19 protein-coding genes and 2 pseudogenes are annotated in these 19,729 nt (G+C 62.0%); 16 read left to right on the forward strand and 5 right to left on the reverse strand.

Annotated features, from left to right (window positions below; genetic code table 11):
* The first annotated feature begins 65 nt into the window (after nt 1-65).
* From ROV95_RS11455 to ROV95_RS11510, 12 genes and pseudogenes are all read left to right on the forward strand, one after another.
* Nucleotides 66-2,504 carry a VirB4 family type IV secretion/conjugal transfer ATPase gene (locus tag ROV95_RS11455; protein ID WP_312544451.1) on the forward strand — a complete coding sequence of 813 codons (2,439 nt, stop codon included), beginning with the start codon at nt 66-68 and terminating at the stop codon, nt 2,502-2,504.
* Between the two features lie 59 nt (nt 2,505-2,563).
* On the forward strand, nt 2,564-3,361 hold the full coding sequence (locus ROV95_RS11460; protein ID WP_154330839.1) for a hypothetical protein: 798 nt from the start codon (nt 2,564-2,566) through the stop codon (nt 3,359-3,361).
* A gap of 79 nt (nt 3,362-3,440) precedes the next feature.
* Nucleotides 3,441-4,604: a type IV secretion system protein gene (locus tag ROV95_RS11465; protein ID WP_312544454.1), complete on the forward strand. Its 1,164-nt coding sequence runs from the start codon at nt 3,441-3,443 to the stop codon at nt 4,602-4,604.
* Between the two features lie 33 nt (nt 4,605-4,637).
* Nucleotides 4,638-5,153: a DUF4189 domain-containing protein gene (locus tag ROV95_RS11470; RefSeq protein WP_312545120.1), complete on the forward strand. Its 516-nt coding sequence runs from the start codon at nt 4,638-4,640 to the stop codon at nt 5,151-5,153.
* Between the two features lie 179 nt (nt 5,154-5,332).
* Nucleotides 5,333-6,040: pseudogene (locus ROV95_RS11475) on the forward strand (type IV secretion system protein); the annotation flags it as partial.
* Between the two features lie 805 nt (nt 6,041-6,845).
* Nucleotides 6,846-7,387: pseudogene (locus ROV95_RS11480) on the forward strand (type VI secretion protein); the annotation flags it as partial.
* A gap of 56 nt (nt 7,388-7,443) precedes the next feature.
* Nucleotides 7,444-7,977 (forward strand): DUF4189 domain-containing protein, encoded by a 534-nt coding sequence (locus tag ROV95_RS11485; protein ID WP_154081328.1) that lies wholly within the window; start codon nt 7,444-7,446, stop codon nt 7,975-7,977.
* A gap of 332 nt (nt 7,978-8,309) precedes the next feature.
* Nucleotides 8,310-8,813, forward strand: coding sequence for a DUF4189 domain-containing protein (locus ROV95_RS11490; RefSeq protein WP_312545122.1), 504 nt, complete (start codon nt 8,310-8,312; stop codon nt 8,811-8,813).
* 350 nt (nt 8,814-9,163) lie between these two features.
* Entirely contained in the window at nt 9,164-9,694 is a 531-nt protein-coding gene (locus tag ROV95_RS11495; RefSeq protein WP_279936380.1) for a DUF4189 domain-containing protein, read from the forward strand.
* A gap of 541 nt (nt 9,695-10,235) precedes the next feature.
* Nucleotides 10,236-10,772 carry a hypothetical protein gene (locus ROV95_RS11500; protein WP_069118276.1) on the forward strand — a complete coding sequence of 179 codons (537 nt, stop codon included), beginning with the start codon at nt 10,236-10,238 and terminating at the stop codon, nt 10,770-10,772.
* Nucleotides 10,773-10,829: 57 nt separating this feature from the next.
* Complete coding sequence (locus ROV95_RS11505) at nt 10,830-11,837, forward strand: XVIPCD domain-containing protein (RefSeq protein WP_312544456.1); 1,008 nt, start codon at nt 10,830-10,832, stop codon at nt 11,835-11,837.
* 519 nt (nt 11,838-12,356) lie between these two features.
* A complete protein-coding gene (locus ROV95_RS11510) occupies nt 12,357-13,202 on the forward strand; it encodes a hypothetical protein (RefSeq protein WP_312544457.1) in 846 nt (281 codons plus the stop codon).
* A gap of 52 nt (nt 13,203-13,254) precedes the next feature.
* Here ROV95_RS11510 and ROV95_RS11515 read toward each other — a convergent pair whose 3' ends face one another.
* From ROV95_RS11515 to ROV95_RS11525, 3 genes are read right to left on the reverse strand one after another with little or no spacing between them, the layout of a single operon-like run.
* Nucleotides 13,255-14,580: an XVIPCD domain-containing protein gene (locus tag ROV95_RS11515; protein WP_312544458.1), complete on the reverse strand. Its 1,326-nt coding sequence runs from the start codon at nt 14,578-14,580 to the stop codon at nt 13,255-13,257.
* Entirely contained in the window at nt 14,577-15,230 is a 654-nt protein-coding gene (locus tag ROV95_RS11520) for a hypothetical protein (protein ID WP_312544459.1), read from the reverse strand. The genes ROV95_RS11515 and ROV95_RS11520 overlap by 4 nt, the downstream gene beginning before the upstream one ends.
* Nucleotides 15,231-15,273: 43 nt before the next feature.
* Nucleotides 15,274-15,945, reverse strand: coding sequence for a hypothetical protein (locus ROV95_RS11525; RefSeq protein ID WP_312544460.1), 672 nt, complete (start codon nt 15,943-15,945; stop codon nt 15,274-15,276).
* 245 nt (nt 15,946-16,190) lie between these two features.
* Here ROV95_RS11525 and ROV95_RS11530 point away from each other — a divergent pair, with 245 nt between their 5' ends.
* Nucleotides 16,191-16,697 (forward strand): N-acetyltransferase, encoded by a 507-nt coding sequence (locus ROV95_RS11530; RefSeq protein WP_312545125.1) that lies wholly within the window; start codon nt 16,191-16,193, stop codon nt 16,695-16,697.
* Nucleotides 16,698-16,724: 27 nt separating this feature from the next.
* Here ROV95_RS11530 and ROV95_RS11535 read toward each other — a convergent pair whose 3' ends face one another.
* Both ROV95_RS11535 and ROV95_RS11540 read right to left on the reverse strand, forming a co-directional pair.
* On the reverse strand, nt 16,725-17,162 hold the full coding sequence (locus tag ROV95_RS11535; protein ID WP_312544461.1) for an acetyltransferase: 438 nt from the start codon (nt 17,160-17,162) through the stop codon (nt 16,725-16,727).
* A 68-nt stretch (nt 17,163-17,230) separates the two neighbouring features.
* Nucleotides 17,231-17,998: an NAD(P)H-dependent oxidoreductase gene (locus ROV95_RS11540; RefSeq protein WP_312544463.1), complete on the reverse strand. Its 768-nt coding sequence runs from the start codon at nt 17,996-17,998 to the stop codon at nt 17,231-17,233.
* 78 nt (nt 17,999-18,076) lie between these two features.
* Between ROV95_RS11540 and ROV95_RS11545 the strand changes: the two genes are divergently transcribed.
* The 3 genes from ROV95_RS11545 to orn all read left to right on the forward strand — a co-directional run bounded on the left by ROV95_RS11545 (nt 18,077) and on the right by orn (nt 19,683).
* On the forward strand, nt 18,077-18,436 hold the full coding sequence (locus tag ROV95_RS11545) for a helix-turn-helix domain-containing protein (RefSeq protein WP_111103887.1): 360 nt from the start codon (nt 18,077-18,079) through the stop codon (nt 18,434-18,436).
* A 75-nt stretch (nt 18,437-18,511) separates the two neighbouring features.
* On the forward strand, nt 18,512-19,036 hold the full coding sequence (gene tadA, locus ROV95_RS11550) for a tRNA adenosine(34) deaminase TadA (protein ID WP_312544466.1): 525 nt from the start codon (nt 18,512-18,514) through the stop codon (nt 19,034-19,036).
* A gap of 74 nt (nt 19,037-19,110) precedes the next feature.
* On the forward strand, nt 19,111-19,683 hold the full coding sequence (orn, locus tag ROV95_RS11555; protein WP_233654040.1) for an oligoribonuclease: 573 nt from the start codon (nt 19,111-19,113) through the stop codon (nt 19,681-19,683).
* Nucleotides 19,684-19,729 lie beyond the last annotated feature (46 nt).

Consider the following 19,729-nt stretch of genomic DNA (forward strand, 5'->3'; position numbering starts at 1 on the left):
GGCGGGCGTCCGCGCCCGCCGGGTCTTTTGTAACTCCTTGGCACTACCTCTTTGGAAGCAGTCGTATGTTCAGCCCTGACACCTCCATCAGTGAGTTCATCCCGTTGTCGTCGCATGTCTCCCCGAACGTGGTCAAGACCACGGGCGGCGACTACCTGCTGACCTGGCATCTGGAAGGGCTGCCGTTCGTCGGCCGCGAGGAGTGGGAGCTGGAGCATCGCCACAACACGTTCAACCGCCTGCTGCAGACGCTGCGGGCACCCGATTTCGTGAACGTGGCGTTCTGGGTGCATGACATCCGACGTCGCCGCACCCTGAAGGGCAAGAGCAACTACAAGCAGCGCTTCAACCAGGATGTGTCCGATCAGTACATGGGCATGTTGTCCTCACAGCGCATCATGCAGAACGAGCTGTACCTGACCATGATCTACCGCCCCGTGGTGGCGGGTAAGCGCTTCGTCGAGAAGTCGGCGAACGTGGACAAGCTGCGCGCCGAGCAGGAGCAGGCAGTCGAAAAGCTGATGGAACTGGCCGGCAACGTCGAGGCCGTCATCCGAGACTATGCGCCGTATCGCCTGGGCATGTACGAGGCCAAGAATGGCGTGGTGTTCTCGGAAACGCTGGAGCTGTTCGGTTACCTGATCAATCGCATCGACGAGCCGGTCCCGGTGCTGTCGGCACCGATCAAGGACTACCTGCCTGTCAGCCGGCACATGTTCTCGTCCAAGACCGGTGACTTCGTCATCAATACCCCCAATGGTGCCAACCACTTCGGCGCCATCCTGAACATCAAGGAGTATGCCGAGGGGACTTACCCGGGCATCCTCAACGGCCTGAAGTACCTGGACTACGAGTACGTCATCACCCATTCGTTCAGCCCGATGGGGCGTCAGGACGCGCTCAAGGTGCTCGACCGCACCAAGGGCATGATGATCTCCTCCGGTGACAAGGCAGTCAGCCAGATCGTCGAGCTGGACCAGGCGATGGATCAGCTCTCGTCGGGTAATTTCGTGCTCGGCGAGTACCACTTCATCATGGCGGTCTACGGCGACAGCCAAGCCAAGCTGTCACAGAACGTGGCCACGACGCGCGCCGAGCTGTCCAATGCAGGTTTCGTGTCGACCAAGGAAGACCTGGCGGTCACCTCGTCCTTCTATTCGCAACTGCCGGCCAACTGGCGCTACCGCACCCGCCTGGCCAATGTCAGCTCGCTGAACTTCCTGGGCCTGTCGCCGCTGCACAACTTCGCGACCGGCAAGCAGCACAACAACCCGTGGGGCGACTGCGTCACCACGCTGCAGACCACCAACGGCCAGCCGTACTACTTCAATTTCCACGCGACCCATCCGTCAGAGAACTCGTTGGGCGAGAAGGCGATCGCCAACACCATGGTGATTGGTAAGTCGGGTACCGGTAAGACTGCGCTGATCAACTTCCTGCTCAGTCAGGTGCAGAAGTACGAGCCGTCGCCGACCATCTTCTTCTTCGACAAGGACCGTGGTGCGGAGATCTTCGTCCGTGCCTGCGGTGGTAACTATCTGGCTCTGGAGAACGGCGCGCCGACCGGCTTCAACCCGTTCCAGTGCGAGAACAGTGAAGCCAACGTGCAGTTCCTGGCCGACCTGATCAAGGTGCTGGCCGGCAAGCGTGAATACAGTGCGCGCGAGGAGGAGGACATCTACCGCGCAGTGGAAAGCATGCTCGATACGCCGATGCACCTGCGCAGCATGACCAACTTCCAGAAGAGCCTGCCCAACATGGGCGACGATGGGCTCTATGCACGCATGCGCCGCTGGACCTCGGGCAATTCGCTGGGCTGGGTGTTCGACAATCCGGTGGATACCGTCGACCTGAGCAAGGCCAACATCATCGGCTTCGACTACACCGACATCATCGACAATCCCGAAGTGCGCGTGCCGGTCATCAATTACCTGCTGCACCGCCTGGAGTCGTTGATCGATGGTCGTCCGTTGATCTACGTGATGGACGAGTTCTGGAAGATCCTGGACGGCGAGGGTGGCCTGAAGGAATTCGCGAAGAACAAGCAGAAGACCATCCGTAAGCAGAATGGTCTCGGCATCTTCGCAACGCAGAGCCCGGAAGATGCACTGAAGAGTGATATCTCCGCCGCCCTGATCGAACAGACCGCCACGCTGATCCTGCTGCCGAACCCGAATGCCAGCAAGAGCGACTACATGGATGGCCTGAAGCTGACCGAGGCCGAGTTCAGGGTGGTTACCGCCCTGGACGAGCGCTCGCGCTGCTTCCTGGTCAAGCAGGGCCATGCGTCCAGCGTCTGCCAGCTCAACCTGCGTGGGATGGACGACATCCTGTCGGTGATCTCGGCCTCGACCGACAACATCGACATCATGCATCGGGTGTTGCAGACCGCTGCAGTCCGCAATCGGATCACCGTGGACGAGCTCACGCCGGAACAGTGGTTGGAAGATTTCTACAAGAACCGGAAGGGTTCGGGGAAGGAACCCCGTTCCGACGCTGCCTGACGGCAGCGCAAGCAGGAGACAGGCAAGTGGATGTCAATCTGAACAACAGGAGTTTTGCCATGAACAACGTCAAGCGTCGGGCCAGCGCCCGCAAGGTACTCAAGCCGGTGGCCAAGGTGCTGGGTGTTGCCTTGGCGCTGTCTGCCACCAATGCTGGGGCATTTGGTCCGGTGCAGGAAACCGGTCCAGCGCTGATGCAGCACATCTGGAACCAGTTCAATACCCTGCAGTCCAAGGTGCAGGAGAAGACCCAGTTCGTCAGAGAAAATACACAGTGGCTTCAGGACTGGAACCAGACCATCAAGGAGTATGGCGAGATGCTGGTTCAGGTGCAGGGTATCGTCAACAACTTCGGCCTTCCTTCCGCTGCACAGCTGACGCCCGTTTCGCCCAAGTACCTGGTCGCTGAAACCTGTGGCACCGGCGCAGATTTGAAAGACATGCTGCCCAACATCATTTTCAATTCAAAGGGCGACTGGAAGAGCCAGCAGACGCAGATCTGCGTGAACATCCGCATGATGCAGAATCGCAAATACAACGATGCGGTTTACTTCATGCAGACGACCGGGCCTGCGTTCCTGAAGAGCATGGATGACATCGCCCAGTTGCGTTTTGGTAGCAATCGGCTCGGTGACATGAACGCAGTGGCGAACGACTCGATGCGTACTGCGAACGAAATGAACGCAACGATCAAGAACTTTGAAGCCCGGATCAAGGCATACGACGCCTACATCGATGTGATGGAGGCCAATCAGAAGGTCGTGGCCCAGTCTGCGCTCAAGGGCGATCCAACCAAGACCGTCATCAGTGACCTGGTCAAGACAGCAGCGCTGAAGACGGCGTTGTCCATCGACTGATGCGTGGAATGAAGCACCTGAGGTTCGAGTCCCTACGGGGCGCCTCAAGCGATAGCGGTATCACCAAGGGAATGTGGGTATGACGATCAGGTCGATTGCCAACTTTGATTTTTCGGGCGGATTCCAGGATTTGATGGGGCACGTGGCGCGCGTCCAGTCGGTCGGCGACTTCGTTTTCTTCAAGCTGATCCTGGATTATCTGCGGGAGCGAATCGGCAAGTTCGGCTTCGACGTCATGGACAACATGATGGCGTGGGTGGGCGGAATGGCGCTGACCCTCATGACCTTGTGGGTCCTCATTCAGGGCTATCGTATCGTCACCGGACGTAGCCGCGATTCGATGATGATCTTGGTGACCAACATGGCGCGCGCCGCACTGATCGTGGCTGTAGCGACAAGCATGGGCATGTTTGGCCGGGATCTTCATGGATTCCTGACCGAGGACGTGAAGGGTCTCATCACCCATGTCGTTACCGGGAAGGATCAGAAGCCCGAGGAGCAGATCGACAAGAGCTTGGCCTGGATGCAGGTTGCGCTGTCCAGTGTGGATGGAATCAAGATCCTGAATGACCCGGGGCTGCAGGAAGACAAGACACGAGCCATGTGGTTCATCGGCTTGGGTACGGGCGGCCCGGCGGTGACTGCTGGCTCGATGCTGTTGCTCTATGAGGTCGCGATGGCGTTGTTCATCGGTTTCGGCCCACTGTTCATCCTCTGTCTGTTGTTCGATCAGACCAAACAATTGTTCCAGCGATGGCTCTTCTACGGAATCGGGACCATGTTCTCGATGGCGGTGCTGTCGGCAATGGTGTCCATTGCATTGGATATGGTGATCCGCGTGTCTTCCTCGTTCTGGGCGACGGCGCTGGTGAACAGGTTCCTGCTTGACGGGGCTTCCAGCGACGGTATGACCAGTCAGGCGATGCAGCAGGGTGGCATGGGCCTGATTCTCACGACCCTGATCCTGACCGCTCCCCCAATGGCAGCGATGTTCTTCCAGGGCACGCTGGGTAGCTTCATGGCATATTCGCAGATAGGCGGCAGCCCGGTTGCTGCTGCGCCGGGCCCGAATGGGCAGCCGCCGGGTAGCTACTACACGCCGGCCGCTCCGGAGAAGGGGCAGTCCGGCCAAGACAGTGGTGCGCATGATCGACATGCGACCGCACGTTCAACCCTTCCGTCGTCGGAATCCTCCAGGGTTGCCGAAACCGGTCTCAGAGCTGCACATCCCGGCAATCAATAGCCCCCATGCGTACGGAGTAGAAGTGTGAAATACATGTTTCCTCTCATTCTTGTCGGCTTGCTCCTATGTTTGTTTGTGGCGGGTGAGGTGAGAGCGGAAGGGCGTTGTCCGCCAGGGCAGTACCCCATTGGTGGTCAGGGCGTAGGTGGATGCGCACCTATTCCGGGCTCCGGTACCGGTGGCGTCCAGAGCGGCCCCATTGCTACTGGGCGTTGGATCAAGACTTGGGGGGCTATTGCGGGGGCGGCAAGCACGGGCGATATGGGGGCTTCCGTTGGAAGGCGCTCCAAGCGAGAGGCTGTCTCAGAAGCGCTTGCTCGGTGCGCGACACATGGAGCGAAAGACTGCAAGATCGATACAACGTACAAGAACCAGTGCGTCGCATATGCTGACCCTGAGCCGGGCAGTAAGGGAATAGTTTCTATTTCAGTCGCCGGCTCAAGAGAGGACGCGACCAGTCGGGTTCTCTCCTACTGCGCGAAGAACGGTGGAGGGCAGTGCAAGGTGTTGTACACGGATTGTGCTGAGCCAATATTTGAATCTTTCTAAGCTATGCCAGTCGAATCATGGACGGGATCCTTGAATCGGCCTTTGCATGTTGGGAATGGCCTGCTGAAGAGCAGGCCATCTCATTTGTGGGTGAGCTGGAACGGCCGATCTAGGTGGTAATGTTGAGTGTGTGACCTTGCCCCTGAATTTCGTATCCCATAGCCGGGACCAGGAAGCGGATGCAGGTGGCGCTGTCGAGCATTGATGGCATCAAGATCCTGAATGATCCAGGGTTGCAGGCGGACAAGACGCGGGCGCTGTGGTTCATCGGCATGGGCACGGGCGGTCCGGCCGTCACCGCTGGTGCGATGTTGCTGCTCTACGAGGTCGCGCTGGCGCTGTTCATCGGCCTGGGTCCCTTGTTCATTCTGTGTCTGCTGTTCGACCAGACCAAGCAGCTGTTCCAGCGATGGCTGTTCTACGGCATCGGCACGATGTTCTCGATGGCGGTACTGGCAGCGATGGTATCGATCGCGCTGGACATGGTGATCCGTATCTCGACCGCGTTCTGGACCACCGCCCTGGTCAACAAGTTCCTGCTCGAGGGCGCCTCCAGCGACGGCATGACCAGCCAGGCGATGCAGCAGGGCGGCATGGGATTGATCCTGACGACCTTGATTCTGACTGCGCCCCCAGTGGCGGCCATGTTCTTCCAGGGCACGCTGGGTAGCTTCATGGCATATTCGCAGATAGGTGGCAGCCCGGTGGCACAGGCGCCGGGGCCAAGTGGGCAGCCACCGGGTAGCTACTATGCGCCGGCCCAGACAAAGGATCATTCCAGTGCTCCATCGGTCAGTTCCGGCCATGGCGCGACTTCTGGTTACGGTATCGGGCGCTCAGGTGAGGTCAAGAAAGATACTGGAAAGTATGGGCAGGTGGGCGCCTGAGCGTGGATTGACAGTGTCGAATGATAAAGGTGTGCGTATGAAGTGCATTGTCGTACTTTTGCTGCTCGTTATTTCTAATGTGGCGTTGGCAGAAGGACGTTGCCCCCCAGGGCAGTACCCCGTGGGAGGTCAGGGTGTAGGAGGTTGTGCGCCAATTCCCGGTGGTCAAGCTGGTGGTGAGAGCAGTGGCCCCATGCCGACCGGTAAATGGGAAACCCGATGGGGTGCTTTGGCGCAAGACACAGACCATCAAGTCGGCCAGAATTTGGCGATTGGTGTGGCAGAGGTTAAAAAAACAAAGAGAGAAGCTAGGTCCCTCGCGCTTTCTGAATGTCAGCGCATGGGGGGGCAGAAGTGTAAAGTTATTCTTGAGTATCACAATCAATGCGCCGCGCTAGCTGGCCCGGTGATTGGTTCAGTACCCCTCGTCGACGTGAGAACTGTGGCGTATCGATCACCTAATGAAGAAGATGCGAAGGTGGAATCAGTGCGCCGTTGTGAGTCCGAGGGTAAGGGTCGCAGTTGTACTGTTATCTACTCTGCCTGCAGCATGTCTGAGTTTAAGCCCTTCCGCTGATGTGAATCCTGGCGTTGGGTTGATGTTGTGAATAATGACATTTTGTTTGTTGTTTTAGAGGGTGGCCTGCTGAGAAGTGGGCCGCTTCTATTTTTCGCTTGAGACGTCTACTTTGCACTAAGGTTGGGTGTCGCTGTTCACAGGTTTAGTCTACGTGAGAGTGTCGAGCGCTCTTGGAGAGCAAGCTTCGGTCTGAAATTCATTTGCCTGCTGGCTTATAGCTGCAATGCTGATTTCATTGGCATGGGGTGAAGTTAGTACTTTATCTATTGTTTGATCAGGACAAACAGTTGTTCCAGCGATGGTTCTTCTGCGGAATCGGGACCATGTTCTCGATGGCGGTGCTGTCGGCAATGGTGTCCATTGCATTGGATATGGTGATCCGCGTGTCTTCCTCGTTCTGGGCGACGGCGCTGGTGAACAGGTTCCTGCTTGACGGGGCTTCCAGCGACGGTATGACCAGTCAGGCGATGCAGCAGGGTGGCATGGGCCTGATTCTGACGACCTTGATTCTGACTGCGCCCCCAATGGCGGCCATGTTCTTCCAGGGCACCTTGGGCAGCTTCATGGCATATTCGCAGATAGGTGGCAGCCCGGTGGCACAGGCGCCGGGACCGAGCGGACCGCCGCCGGGTAGTTACAAGCCGGCAGCTCCAACCAATTCAGAGGAATCGGTGAGTAGCCAGAGCCTTACGATCCCGAAAATCGCGCCGGGTACTAGCAACTCGGTACATACGCCGGGGTCGCTTGGTAACGCCGCAGTTCGGTGAGCTATGTCATGGCAGTTGCTGAATGGGTAGGGTACTGGATGCAAGAGGTGAAAACGATGAAGCTGCTTTCTTTGCTCCTTTTCTTTGGGGTGCTGCTGGCTCCTGTGTCCGCACTTGCCGAAGGCGGTAGTTGTCCGCCAGGGTTCTACCCGATAGGAGGGCAAGGGGCCAGAGGCTGTGCTCCGATTCCTGGTGGCGACAGCGGTGGCTCGGATCAGCTGCCGCTACTTCCTCCAACGCCGACGGGGGAATGGTTAAGTACGTGGGGAGCAATCGCTGCGTCCGAAGCTACTTCTGAGGTAGGAATGGCCTCCGGAATGAATTCCGCAGAAGCCGCCGCTGCCGAGGCTGTGAGGCGCTGTGGTGGTGGAGGAGCCACGGACTGCAAGGTTACTGTCTCTTACTCAAATCAGTGCGTCGCGTGGTTGATTCCTTCTTCAGGTGGCTCGGGGGCTAAATCCGCAGTTGGTAAGGCTCCAAAGAAAAGGCAAGCGATCTCCTTGGCGGGTAAAGGTTGCGTAGATCCCAGTGGAAAGAAGTGCAGGGTCTTTTACGCAGACTGTTCTGAACCTGTTTTCCGTAAGTTCTAGCGATGCAAGTTCGTCGATTCTCTTAAGTCGATTGATTGGTTGCGTCGGAGTCGCCTGGAGCTTGAAGGTGCATCCAGGGCTTGCGTAAATGGGCCGGAAATTCAGAGAGTTGGCTTGATGTTGATGCGTTGATTTAGATTCTTGCGCATTGTCAATCGTGGCCACTCTTTCGTAGTTTCCTGCGTTCTGCGGATTGGCGGAGCACGGGTGACTGTACCGGCTGCGAATGGCTAGCTGATAGTGGATTCTTCGGGATTTGGCTCTGGATGACAGGTGAAGAGCTTTCCTTCGGATGTTGGGGGATTTCGAACGTCATCAGGGGTTCGAAGGTCATGTATAGGTTCGCGGCGAGTCTAGCGGTAGTTCTAGCACTTCCGTCCGACCTGGCTTGGGCGGAAGGAAGGTGTCCTCCAGGCCAGTATCCGATTGGCGGGCAGGGTGCCGGCGGATGCGCGCCAATACCTGCTGGTGGATCAGGAGCGGAAAGCCCGCGTCCAACGGGGCGGTGGATCAAGACTTGGGGAGCATTTGCCGCCTCGCCTTCCGGAATCGCAGGAGCGGCAAGTGGGTGGAGGAAGAAGGTGGATGCGGGAAGCGCGGCGGTGAGATCCTGCTCTGATGCAGGCGGTCGGGATTGCCAAGTGAAGTTCACCTATAAGAATCAATGCGCGACGGCGGCTGTTTCGAATGCGGGAGCCGGAGGGACTTTCTACTCTGCTGCAGCCACAAAGGAGGAGGCGGCAGGCCTATCCTTGGCGCAATGTCGTGCTGCTTCCAAACGGACATGTGAAGTTGTCATGTCCAATTGCACCGAGCCGGAGTTTGAGAAGTTTTGAATAATTGCCCGCATTTTTCTCATGATGCGGCGATAGAATGGCCCGCCGTTGAGCGGGCTGTTTCTTTTCTGCGCCCATCAAACTAAGAAGAACTCTACTCTTGATGTTGGGAGATTCTCGGTATGATCAGGCGTTCAGCAGCGACAAATTTGGCCGCAGCAATTGACGTGGCGGGTGCTGTGCTCACATCTGAGTAGGTCCGGGCAGCAGTAGCGCGACATGGGCTTGATCCTAGCGAACACTATCTGACTGTCGCCAATGGCGGCCATGTTCGTCTAGGGCGCCTCGGGCAGCTTCATGGCATATTTGCAGATGGGTGGCAGTGCAGTCGAATACGGGCAGGAGGCGCGATGTCTTGGAGGCTTACGCTTCTACGTAGTTGGCGGGTGATCCTGGGCCTTTTGTTCGCCGCAGTCTTCCAGTCGGCAGCGTTCGCGGAGGGCGGGTGTCCTCCGGGGCAGTATCCTATTGGCGGGCAAGGTGTCCAAGGATGCGCTCCGATCCCTGGGGCGGGTGACGGCTCGCTCAAGACGCCGCAGCCCGGAGGGAAGTGGATCAAAACGTGGGGCGCGATCTCTGTTTCTCCTGAGGGCGCGTCCGGAGTGTCTACCGGGAAGCGTAGTAAGTCTGAGGCAGAGGCAGAGGCTGTGATGCAATGCCGGCACTCAGGTGGTCGTGCCTGTCGAACTTCTTTTTCCTACGAGAATCAGTGCATTGCTGCGGTGGTCCCCAGTTCGGGTTCCGGCGGCACCAGCTTTGGTGGAAAGGCGACTGTTGATGAAGCAATTCAATTGGCAACTCGTCTTTGTATAAGGGATGGGGGTCAGGGATGCCACGTCGTGTACACCGCGTGCTCAGCTCCTGAGTATGTGCGGAAGTGAAGCGAGGATAGCGCCGCGCGAGCGCCCCGGTTGTTTCGTGGGGCCGGCCGTAGTGTTTTCAATTTTTTGGAAATTCTCATTGCGAATGACGGATCCCGAGCGCCGCAATGGTGCTTGTATTCGGGTGGGTTCGTTCACCTGATCCGTGTTCGCTGCACCCGTTCTGCTTGCGTCTGCACGAGCGTTAAGTGCCTGATCAGCGCTGCCGTCATCTCCAAGTAGGCATCCATTCACGTTAACCGCACTCTTTCTGTGATCAAGTGCGCTTTTCATCCCAAGCCCCCTTCGACGAGACCCGCCTCCTCGAAGTAAGCTGCGTGCGCGTCAAAATCCCGACGCGCCGGTGCCATCGAACGCAGGAGCTTTTCCGTCCATGAGGACTGTGTCCCCCCGCGGTGCGGGTGACGCTTGCCACCATCGCGGTTGCCGTGGGCTCGGGGCTATCATCCGCCATGGCGGCCGCCGGGCACGTGCGGGGCATCGCCCCGTTTCCGGCCTCCGCTCGGGAACTGGCAAGACGGGATTGAAGGAGTTGCAGGGGATGGAGAAGGGGAGTGGCACGCACATGGACAATGCCCTGGCGTTCGTTCCGTCCGGCGCGAACCTGCTGGAAGCCGTACGCGGCGATCTGACCGGCAATGGTTTCCAGGACCAGCTCCTGGTGATCGACCAACCTCCTCCGGAGGGCTTGTTGCCCGGCGAGCACGGACCGAACCGGGTCCTGCTGTTGCTGCTGGGCGATGCCACGGGCCGCTGGCAGCTGGCGGCACGCAACGACAAGCTGGTGCCGTGCTCAACGCGCGGTGGCATGGCCGGTGACCCCTTCGCCTACGTGACGATTGAAGACGGCGCGTTCAGCGTGATCACCAACGGCGGCAGCCGCGAACGCTGGAGCAGCGTCTACACCTTCCGGTATGCACCTGCCGAGCAGACGTGCTGGGTGCATGGCGTGCAGCGCAAGGTGGTGGACACCGAAACCGAAGCGACCCACACGCGCGATTTCTCCGCGGCCGAGCTTGGCCGGGTGCGGTTCGAGGATTTCGATCCGTCCGTCGTCGCCGACGTGAGCTTGCCCTGAGTGCCATGCCTGTGAGGAGGCGGGAGTATCCAACGATGATCGAGCAGGAGTTTCACCGTGTCGCAGGATAGGGAGTCGTTGCTGTTGCGGCAGGCCACGGAGGCCGGCATGACTTCGTCCCGGGAACTGGCCAACTTCATGGCGCAGGCCGGGCATGAATCCCGGGGCTTGAGCCGTCTCAACGAGAGTTTCAACTTCACCCGGGGCATCTCGCAGATCCCGGTGGAAGCGGCGTGGCGCAATGGCAACGCTGCGCTGGAGAGCGCCCGCCAGGAAGCGCTGCGTGGCCGCCCGGAAAACCTGGCTGAGCTGATGTACGGCGGGCGCATGGGCAACGACGCGCCTGGCGACGCGCTGAAGTATCACGGCCGCGGCTATCTGCCGCTGGTCGGCAAGGAGAACTATGAGCGTGCCGGCAAGGCGCTGGAACTGGACCTGGTGAATCACCCGGAACTGGCCGCGCAGCCCGAGCACGCAGGTCGCATTGCCGTGTGGCAGTGGCAGACGCGGGTGCCGGAGGCGGCGCGCGAGGATGTGCGCGAAGCCACGCGTGCCCTGAATGGTGCGCTCAACGGCATCGAAGCCCGCCAGCAGCGTTTTGACGTGTGGCAGCAGAAGCTGACCCCCGATGTGATGGCGCGCCTGGAGCGCGGCGAAGTGGGGGCGCCTGCCCACCAGGCAACGGGACGCGACATGTCGCAACCGGGCGAGCCGGGATACACGCTGTTCTCGGGAGCGCGCCAGCACCTGCAGCAGATGGGGCCGCAAAGCGGTCTGCGCAGCGTGCAGGAACTGGACAATGCTGCCGGCGCACTGGCGCTGAGCGCGCAGAAGGCGGGGATGTCGCGTATCGATCATCTACTGGCTGGCAACGACGGCCGCACGTTGTTTGCCGTGCAGGGCGCGCTGGGTGACCCGGCCATGCTGCGCGCATCGGTTGATCGCGAACAAGCGGCGCAGCAGCCGCTGGCGCAGAGCAGCCAAGAGTTGGCTGCCAATGTCGCCCAGCAGGACCCGGCGGCCGCGCTCGCCCGCGAGCAGGAGCAGCGTTCTCGATCCCTGTAGCACTTGATGCCGGCGGGCAGGGTGCCTGCAGGCGCTTTACGTACGACGCGTGGCGCCCTGTGGCGCCGACATGGAAACCCCTCGTAAGGACACCACATGCGAATCGTTACCTCGAATGCCCGGTACGCTGCTGCCCGCTGCAATGCATCCGCGCGCCGCCTGCCGCCACTCTGGCTGCTGTCACTTGGACTCGCCGCAGCGTCGGCACAGGCTCAGGAGGCAGCGGCGCCCGTCGTGGAGACGCACCCCGCTGCAGAGGCAACTGTTGACGCGCCTGCAGGGGCGGCGCCCGTTACAGCGCCCGCGGCGGCCGACGCCGTTGTCGTGGCGCCGGCTCCCGAAGTACCGGCTGCCGTGATATCCCCTGCGACACCCGTGGTGGACACGCAGCCGGCGCCGGCTGCGGACCCGGCGCCTGCGCCCGTTGCGCCCGCAGCGGCGGCACCTGTGGCTGCACCGCCCGCCTCCGTCGAGCCAACCGTTCCCGCGGTAGCCCCCGCTCCGCCCGCATTGGCCATCGTGCCGTTGCCGCCAGAGCAGGCGACCGAGCGGGCGCTCGGTGCCCGCTGCCCGGTGGATCTGGCCGGGCGGCTGGCGACCCAGGGCGACCTGCTGATTGGCGCCTGCCAGGGCACCATGCCGGCGCATCTGGCCGCGTTGCTGGTCGCGCTGCCCGTGCAGGACATCCACCTGCCGCGCAGCTGGCGCGAGCGCGAGGTGCGGCAGAAGGCCTGGTTCAAGGCTGTGCCGGGCTATGGCCAACGCCCGGACTTCATCGTTCGGATGGGCGACATCTGGGTGCGTTCGCTGGAAGGGCGCGACGCCGACAGCACGTTCTATCTGGTGTCAGCACCGTTCACCTGCAGCGACCAGGTCGCCAACCGCGATGAGTACGGCGCGGAGCCGGTCCGCGTGCCAGCGGGTGAATGCCGCGAGGCTCATGTGGCCCAGCGTGTGTACCAAGTCCGCGGGGACGCGGCGCCGAGGGATGTGACCGCCGATGCGTTGCCGGCCACGCCGCCGGTGACGGACGCCGACCGTGCGCGACAGCTGTCGCGTGAGGGCCGGCTCAATCTGGACCACAGCAAGTTGCAGTACGGCCCGGCGATGCGCTGGTTCGTGCAATACCCGGAAACGGCGCAGAAGGGCGGTCCGCGCGCCTACAGCGACTGGAACCGCGAGCACATCGCGTTCGTGGTCTGGACCGGCGATCGCTTCGAGCTGCGCGAGAAGGTCGCACGCGCGCAGTGGCCCTGTGATCCGGTGGCACCCGGCGATCGTGCCTGCGGTGCATTCCCGGATTCCGGCCCGGATCCGTTCGTGACTGCCGGAGGAGCCGTGCCAATGGCGGCCTCCAGTCCCTGAGCCGGAGTGCCGAAGGGTGCGGGAGCCGGGGTGAGTGGCTCCCGCGCCGCCATCAGGCCTGCATGCTGCGGGTCTGATGCTGCTGCTGTTCCAGCTGTTGGTCGCGCTCCAGCGCAAGCCGCTGGCCTGCGGCCTGCTGGTCGATGCGCTGGCTGCTCTGTTCCAGTGGGGTGTTCATCGCCACTGCCGTATCCACCGACACGCGAAGGTGGGCGGGATCGCCGCCCTGGCCCTGCACGGCGAAGCTGCGCGAGGCATCGGCATTCATGACCACTTCGTCGATGCGCTTGCCGCCCGCCGCGTGCATTTCGGCGGCCAGGCTGCCGGCCAGTTGCGTGCTCATTACGTCTGGTACGCGGCCGACGCGGACGTCCTGCGCGTGCACGCCACGGATCGCGTCGTTGAACAGTGGGTTGCCCACGTGGTTGGCATCGTCCATGCGCAACATGCTGGTGTGATGGCCGTTCTTCTCCGCTTCGCGGCGTGCCGGCTCACCGGGCTGCAGCGGGCCGCGGATGTGGTCGTACAGATCGACGGCGCCGCCTGGAATGCCCCGCGCCGCGCGGGTGACACCACGGCGCAGTGATTCAACGTCGTCGCGGTACTCCTCGATCATCCTGGCGTTGTCTTTTGCCAGCTTCTGCGTTTCCGGGTGTTTCAGCACCGAGCCGTCGCCGAGGAAGTTGCCCAGCTTGTGCGCGCCGAACGAGCTGCCTGCTGCGACGAGCGGGCTGTCCGGGATAAGGGCGCGCAACGAGTGATTGCTGAAGCCGTTTGCGGCGAGTGTCTTGATCTCATCCGGCTTGGCGTAGATGCGCACTTGGCCGAAGTGCGGCGAGGCAGAGCTGACCGGATCGGAGGCCATGACATGGTTGATCATGGTGTTGCCGCCTTCCGGGATGCGGTAGCTGAGGCTGACCGCGCCATAGGCGTTGAAGGTCTCGCCCTTGACGTTGAAATGGTGCGAGGTGATCTGGGCCAGCGCGCCACCGAGAGAGTGGCCGGTGACGGTGACTTCAGGTGCACGGCCTCCAAATGCAGCTTCCTGCTTTGCGTAGTCCAGCGCGCTCTTGGTCAAAGCGATGGCATCGGGGGCCTGCACATTGGTGCGGGCGACGACCATGCCGCCGTCGGTCAGGATGGCATCACGAGCTATCTGCTCGGTCCCGCGATGAGCGACCACGATCTCATTGGTGTCGGCTCGCTGATAAACCGTGCCTTGGTAACCATTGAGCCGATTATTGACGTGATCGAGAATCTTGTATTCATGCCCATTGATCGTGACGAGCTCTTCTTCCCCCGGACGCCTCCGACCGACAGCGCGATCCTTGTAGGCATCGTCGGAAAGCGCCGCATAATCCTGCGTGCTGATGGTCATTGGGTGACCTCGCTGGCGCTGAGACTCATCGTGAACAACTTGCCCTGAAGTTCAGCAACGTAGTCAGCCGGATCCGCCTTGCCGGTGGCTGGGTAGTTGGCAGCAAGCGGTGCGCGCGGATAGGCCGCGTCCGGATAGTAAAGCGTGTGGGTCTTACCGTCGGTCAGTGGATCGGCCTTGACGAAGGTCAGGAAGCGGGTCTCTTCTTCAGCGCCCGTTGCCTTCAACATCGCCCCAGCACCAGTGAACTCCCAGTGGCACACGCCGCGGCCGTAGTAGTCTTCATCCAGCATGCGGTCCACATACAGCGTGCCCCGGTACTCACCATCGCCGACCTTGCGCAGTTCCACCGGTTCCTGGCTGGTGATGCGTGCAGCTGTGCCGGTGGCCGGCTCGATATAGCCGCACTGGTCTTCGTTGGTGACGTCGTACTGCGCGACGGCTTCGACCACCGCGAAATCGCCGGGGGCGTCCTTCAGTCGCAGCACCAGTTCATAGGCCTTGCGCGGGCTGGGGTTGAGCTTGGCGAGGCCGCGCCCACCCTGGGCGACATCGGCTTCAGCAGCGGCACGTTCCTGGTTCATGGCGGTCTCCGGATGGCAGGCGGTCAACAGAAGCAGAGCAAGGCACGGAATCATCTTGTGGCGCAATGTCGGCCTCCTGGTGTGTAGGGGGAAATGTGGCACTGGCAGCTCATGGCGCGAGTGTCCGCACAGCGGTTGTGGTCGAGAACAGCGCGTCGCGCAGATCTTCGCTATACCCCGACGGATCTTCCTCGCCACTGGCGCCGAAGTTGGCGACGGTGGTGGCGCGCGGATAGATGAGTGTCGGGTAATAGAGCGTCAGAGGTGAATCCCTCTCCATGCGTTTCCTGTCGATGAACGTCAGGAATCGCGTATCCGCCTCGCCGTTCGTAGCGCGCAACATCGCACCGACGCCCTTCAGCAACCAATGGCAGGCACCGCGCCCGTAGTAGTCCTCATCCAGCATGCGGTCCAGGTAGAACGTACCGCGGTACTCGTTCTCGCTGGCCTTGTGCAGGGTGACGGGCTCTTGGCTGGTCATGCGGCTCGCAGTGCCTGTGGCAGGCAGTATCCGCCCGCAGTCTTCGTAGTTGCTGACGTCGTACTGGGCCACGCCCTCCACGATCGCGAACGGGCCCGGCGCGTCCTTCAGTGTCAGCACCAGTTCGTAGGCCTGCTTCGGCGCCGGGTTGAGCTTGGCCAAGCCGCGTCCACCCGCGGCGACGTCACGCTCGGCATCGGCATAGGGCGAACATGCCGCCAGCGGGACGAGGGCGAGAAATGCCAGCAGCGGCCGTCCCCTGGGTTCGGGGCGAGCTACACCCATGGCGCGATCCTGCATCGTGCGTCCATGTCCATCTATCCTTCCTGGGTGGCAGGTTTCTCGATTATGGAACGTGCCGGGAGCGCTGTGCCACCCTCGGAGACGGATTTTTGACGCCCGGGGAAGCATCGCCCGGGCGGATTGCTTGCCGCACAAGGCTCGCGATCGTCACGTTGGCATTGCTGCCGGAGGCAGGTCTGCTGCTGAATCCGTGACTGAAATCAATCATTCACATGTCCATCACTTCATTGAAGGCGCCCTCCTTGAACTGCAAGATCCGCCCTGAAATCCGCGAAGACCGCGCTGTCATCCACGCACTCACCGAGGCAGCCTTCCGCGAAGCCCCGCACAGCAGCCACACCGAGCAGTTCATTGTGGATGCACTGCGTTCGCGTGGAGAGCTGAGTCTGTCGCTGGTCGCCGAGAAGGACGGGCAGGTCGTCGGGCATGTTGCCTTGTCGCCGGTGACGATCAGCGATGGCAGTACGGGCTGGTTTGGCCTGGGACCAATCTCGGTGCTGCCCGGATGGCAGGGGCAGGGTGTCGGCGCGGCGCTGATGCACGCGGCGCTTGGTGCATTGCGTGAGCAGGGGGCGCAGGGCTGCGTATTGCTGGGAGAACCCGCGTATTACGGTCGATTCGGATTCCGCGCCGAGCCGGGCCTGGTGCTGCCGGGTGTGCCGCCAGAGTACTTCCAGGCACTATGCCTGCGGCCACCGATGGCGCAGGGAGAGGTGCAGTACTCACCGGCATTCGAAGCCACGGCCTGATGATCGGGGGCGGGCCTCGAACATCCGTCAGCCGTTGTGCCGGAGATGGATCAGGGGATACGGACGGCCCTGCGAATCGAGCGGTGAGCGGCCGGTTTCGACGAAGCCCATGCGCAGGTAGAAGCCAACGGCCTGTGCGTTCTGCTCATTGACGTCGGTAGTCAGCTGCGGATGCCGGGCCAGCGCGTGCTGCAGCAGTTGCCGGCCGATACCAGTGCCGCGCACGTCCGGATCGATGAACAGCGCTTCCATGTGCGTGCCGTCGATCAGCATGAAGCCCAGTGGCCGATCCTGTGCATCGACCGCAACGGTCATCGGCGCCTGCGGCAGGAAGCTGGCGACTTCGGCATCGATGGCCTGGTGGTCTTCGGCGCTGAGAAAGTCATGGGTGGCGTCGACGGCGCGGCGCCAGACATCGATGAGGGCGACGCCGTCGTCGGCACGCGAGGGGCGCAGGGTGGTCATGGGTTCACCAAGGTGCTTTCAATGAGCACGTAGTATCGCGCGTCCCGATCCAGCGCGCAGGCGTGGATTCATCCGGTGGTGCGATGGCGGATGAAGGGGCTGTAGGCAGTGGCCTCCGCGCGCAGCACCACGCCATCCTCGAAATCGTCGCTGTCGTTGAAGGGCACGGTGGGCCACTGCGTCCAGTGCGCCAGGCGTTCGCGGTAGTAATAGGTTGCTGCAGCCAATGCCTCGTCGTGTGCCTGCACGCGCTCCGGTGCCAGCCCGGAACGCACACCGTGCACCACATGCGGTTCCAGTACGTCGAAGCCGACGTAGCGTAGGCAGTACATCAACTGCCACAGCAACAGACGGGTATCACCCTCGCGGCCATCCACCGCGCAGGCCCGTGCCGAAGAGCCGGTGGTGACGCTGAGCAGGGCACGCTTGCCGCGCATCGCGCCGTGTTCGTGGCGCAGGCGACTGTTGTACATCGGCCCGTAGACCAGCACGCGGTCCAGCCAGCCCTTGAGGATCGCCGGTGCCGCGAACCACCACAGCGGAAACTGGAGGATGACCCGATCCGCGGCCTGCAGCAGCTGCAGATGGCGCTGCACATCGGCGGGTAGTCGGCCCTGTTCGGCGCCGTAGCGCTGTTCGCGCTGGGCATCGAAGCGGCCGGGCTGCAGGCGACTTGAATGATGGTGGGCCGCTTCGAGCGGATCGAAGCCCTCTGCATACAGGTCGACCACGTCCACCTGCAGCGCGTCATGGCGCAGCTGCTCCGCGGCCTGCGCGGCCAGGTGGGCGTTGAAGGAGCGGGGTTCGGGATGGGCAAGCAGGATCAGGGCGCGCATGGGGCGAGGTGTTCGAGGAGTGTGCGACCATCCTCGCGGCGCCGGTATGCCCCGGCAATTACGCACCTTGAGGTAACCATGGCCTTTCCCGGAGATGTCTATGCCGCCGACTGCTCGGCGCGCGATGCGCTGGCGCTGATCTCGGGCAAGTGGGTGATGCTGCTGTTGCCGGCGTTGGCGCATGGCCCGCAACGCAACGGTGCACTGCTGCGGAAGATCGAAGGCATCTCGCAGAAGGTGTTGACCCAGACCCTGCGGCAGCTGGAGCGCAATGGCCTGGTCGAGAGGTGTGATCTGGGGAGCAAGCCGCTGCATGTCGAGTACCGGTTGACCGAGGTTGCACGCAGCCTGGTAGACACCTTGACCGCGTTGGACCGTTGGGCCGAGCACAATTTCCCGGCGCTGGACGCTGCCCGCGAGCGCTTCGACGCGCGTTAGCGCCGCCTGCACGACCGCGCGCGTACAATGCGGCCCCGGCGGCCATCCTGGCCCTGCTGACACGCGAGAACCGCCATGACCGACCCCCTGGGTGTACCGGTGCACGACGCCGATGAACACTGGATGCGCCATGCGCTGGCGCTGGCCGAGCGTGCGCAGCGCGAGTACGACGAGATCCCCGTTGGTGCGGTACTGGTGGGCGCCGATGGCCAGCTGCTGGGCGAGGGCTGGAACCTCAACATCGCCTCGCACGATCCCAGTGCGCATGCCGAGATCGTGGCCATGCGGGCCGGTGGCACGCGGCTGGCCAATCATCGGCTGCTCGGCAGCACCCTGTACGTGACCCTGGAACCGTGCGCGATGTGCGCGATGGCCATCGTGCATGCACGCGTCGCCCGCCTGGTCTACGGCGCCAGCGACCCCAAGACCGGCGCCTGCGGCAGCGTGTTCGACCTGCTCGGCGATGCCCGCCACAACCACCGGGTGGAGATCCATGGTGGGGTGCTGGCCAAGGAGGCCAGCATGCGCCTGACCAATTATTTCCGCGCCAAACGTGGCAAGCCGCCGTTGCTGCTGGAAGACCACGCCGGCGAGGGCTGAGGGGCGAACGGGTATGATGGGCGCCTCTTTCCTTCACCGGTAGGCCGCGCGCCTGCCCAGCAACGAGGCGACACATGGCGGACAACGGCGCGGCCAACGAGCGACTGATCTGGATCGACCTGGAAATGACCGGGTTGGATACCGACAACGATTCGATCATCGAGATCGCCACCGTGGTCACCGATGCCCAGCTGAACGTGCTGGCCGAGGGTCCGGAATTCGCCATCCACCACCCGCTGGAAACGCTGGAAGCGATGGATGAGTGGAACCGCAACCAGCACCGTCGTTCCGGCCTGTGGCAGCGCGTGCTGGACAGCACCACCACGCTGGGCCAGGCCGAGGCGCAGACCGTGAACTTCCTGGCGCAGTGGATCCCGGCTGGCCTGTCGCCGATGTGCGGGAACTCGATCTGCCAGGACCGTCGCTTCCTGCACCGCCAGATGCCGCGCCTGGAGAAGTACTTCCACTACCGCAACCTGGACGTGTCCACGGTGAAGGAACTGGCCAAGCGCTGGGCGCCGACCGTGGCCGCCGGCGTGGGCAAGAACAGCAACCACACCGCGCTGAGCGACGTGCACGACTCGATCGCCGAGCTGCGCCATTACCGCCAGTTCATGGGCGCGCTGTCGGGCTTGCCCACGGCCTGAACAACAACGCCGGGCATGGCCCGGCGCTACCGGATGACACGCGAAC

Origin of the sequence: Stenotrophomonas maltophilia group sp. msm1 (genome assembly GCF_032025805.1) — a bacterium.
Lineage (GTDB): Bacteria > Pseudomonadota > Gammaproteobacteria > Xanthomonadales > Xanthomonadaceae > Stenotrophomonas > Stenotrophomonas hibiscicola.

Bases quoted from the DNA above. Each gene is read 5' to 3' on its own strand.
- ROV95_RS11525 (WP_312544460.1), bottom strand. From the start codon at position 15,945: ATGCAGGATCGCGCCATGGGTGTAGCTCGCCCCGAACCCAGGGGACGG.
- ROV95_RS11515 (WP_312544458.1), bottom strand. From the start codon at position 14,580: ATGACCATCAGCACGCAGGATTATGCGGCGCTTTCCGACGATGCCTAC.
- ROV95_RS11545 (WP_111103887.1), top strand. From the start codon at position 18,077: ATGGCCTTTCCCGGAGATGTCTATGCCGCCGACTGCTCGGCGCGCGAT.
- ROV95_RS11470 (WP_312545120.1), top strand. From the start codon at position 4,638: ATGTTTCCTCTCATTCTTGTCGGCTTGCTCCTATGTTTGTTTGTGGCG.
- ROV95_RS11535 (WP_312544461.1), bottom strand. From the start codon at position 17,162: ATGACCACCCTGCGCCCCTCGCGTGCCGACGACGGCGTCGCCCTCATC.
- ROV95_RS11455 (WP_312544451.1), top strand. From the start codon at position 66: ATGTTCAGCCCTGACACCTCCATCAGTGAGTTCATCCCGTTGTCGTCG.
- orn (WP_233654040.1), top strand. From the start codon at position 19,111: ATGGCGGACAACGGCGCGGCCAACGAGCGACTGATCTGGATCGACCTG.
- ROV95_RS11490 (WP_312545122.1), top strand. From the start codon at position 8,310: ATGTATAGGTTCGCGGCGAGTCTAGCGGTAGTTCTAGCACTTCCGTCC.
- ROV95_RS11540 (WP_312544463.1), bottom strand. From the start codon at position 17,998: ATGCGCGCCCTGATCCTGCTTGCCCATCCCGAACCCCGCTCCTTCAAC.
- ROV95_RS11485 (WP_154081328.1), top strand. From the start codon at position 7,444: ATGAAGCTGCTTTCTTTGCTCCTTTTCTTTGGGGTGCTGCTGGCTCCT.
- tadA (WP_312544466.1), top strand. From the start codon at position 18,512: ATGACCGACCCCCTGGGTGTACCGGTGCACGACGCCGATGAACACTGG.
- ROV95_RS11495 (WP_279936380.1), top strand. From the start codon at position 9,164: ATGTCTTGGAGGCTTACGCTTCTACGTAGTTGGCGGGTGATCCTGGGC.
- ROV95_RS11500 (WP_069118276.1), top strand. From the start codon at position 10,236: ATGGAGAAGGGGAGTGGCACGCACATGGACAATGCCCTGGCGTTCGTT.
- ROV95_RS11460 (WP_154330839.1), top strand. From the start codon at position 2,564: ATGAACAACGTCAAGCGTCGGGCCAGCGCCCGCAAGGTACTCAAGCCG.
- ROV95_RS11465 (WP_312544454.1), top strand. From the start codon at position 3,441: ATGACGATCAGGTCGATTGCCAACTTTGATTTTTCGGGCGGATTCCAG.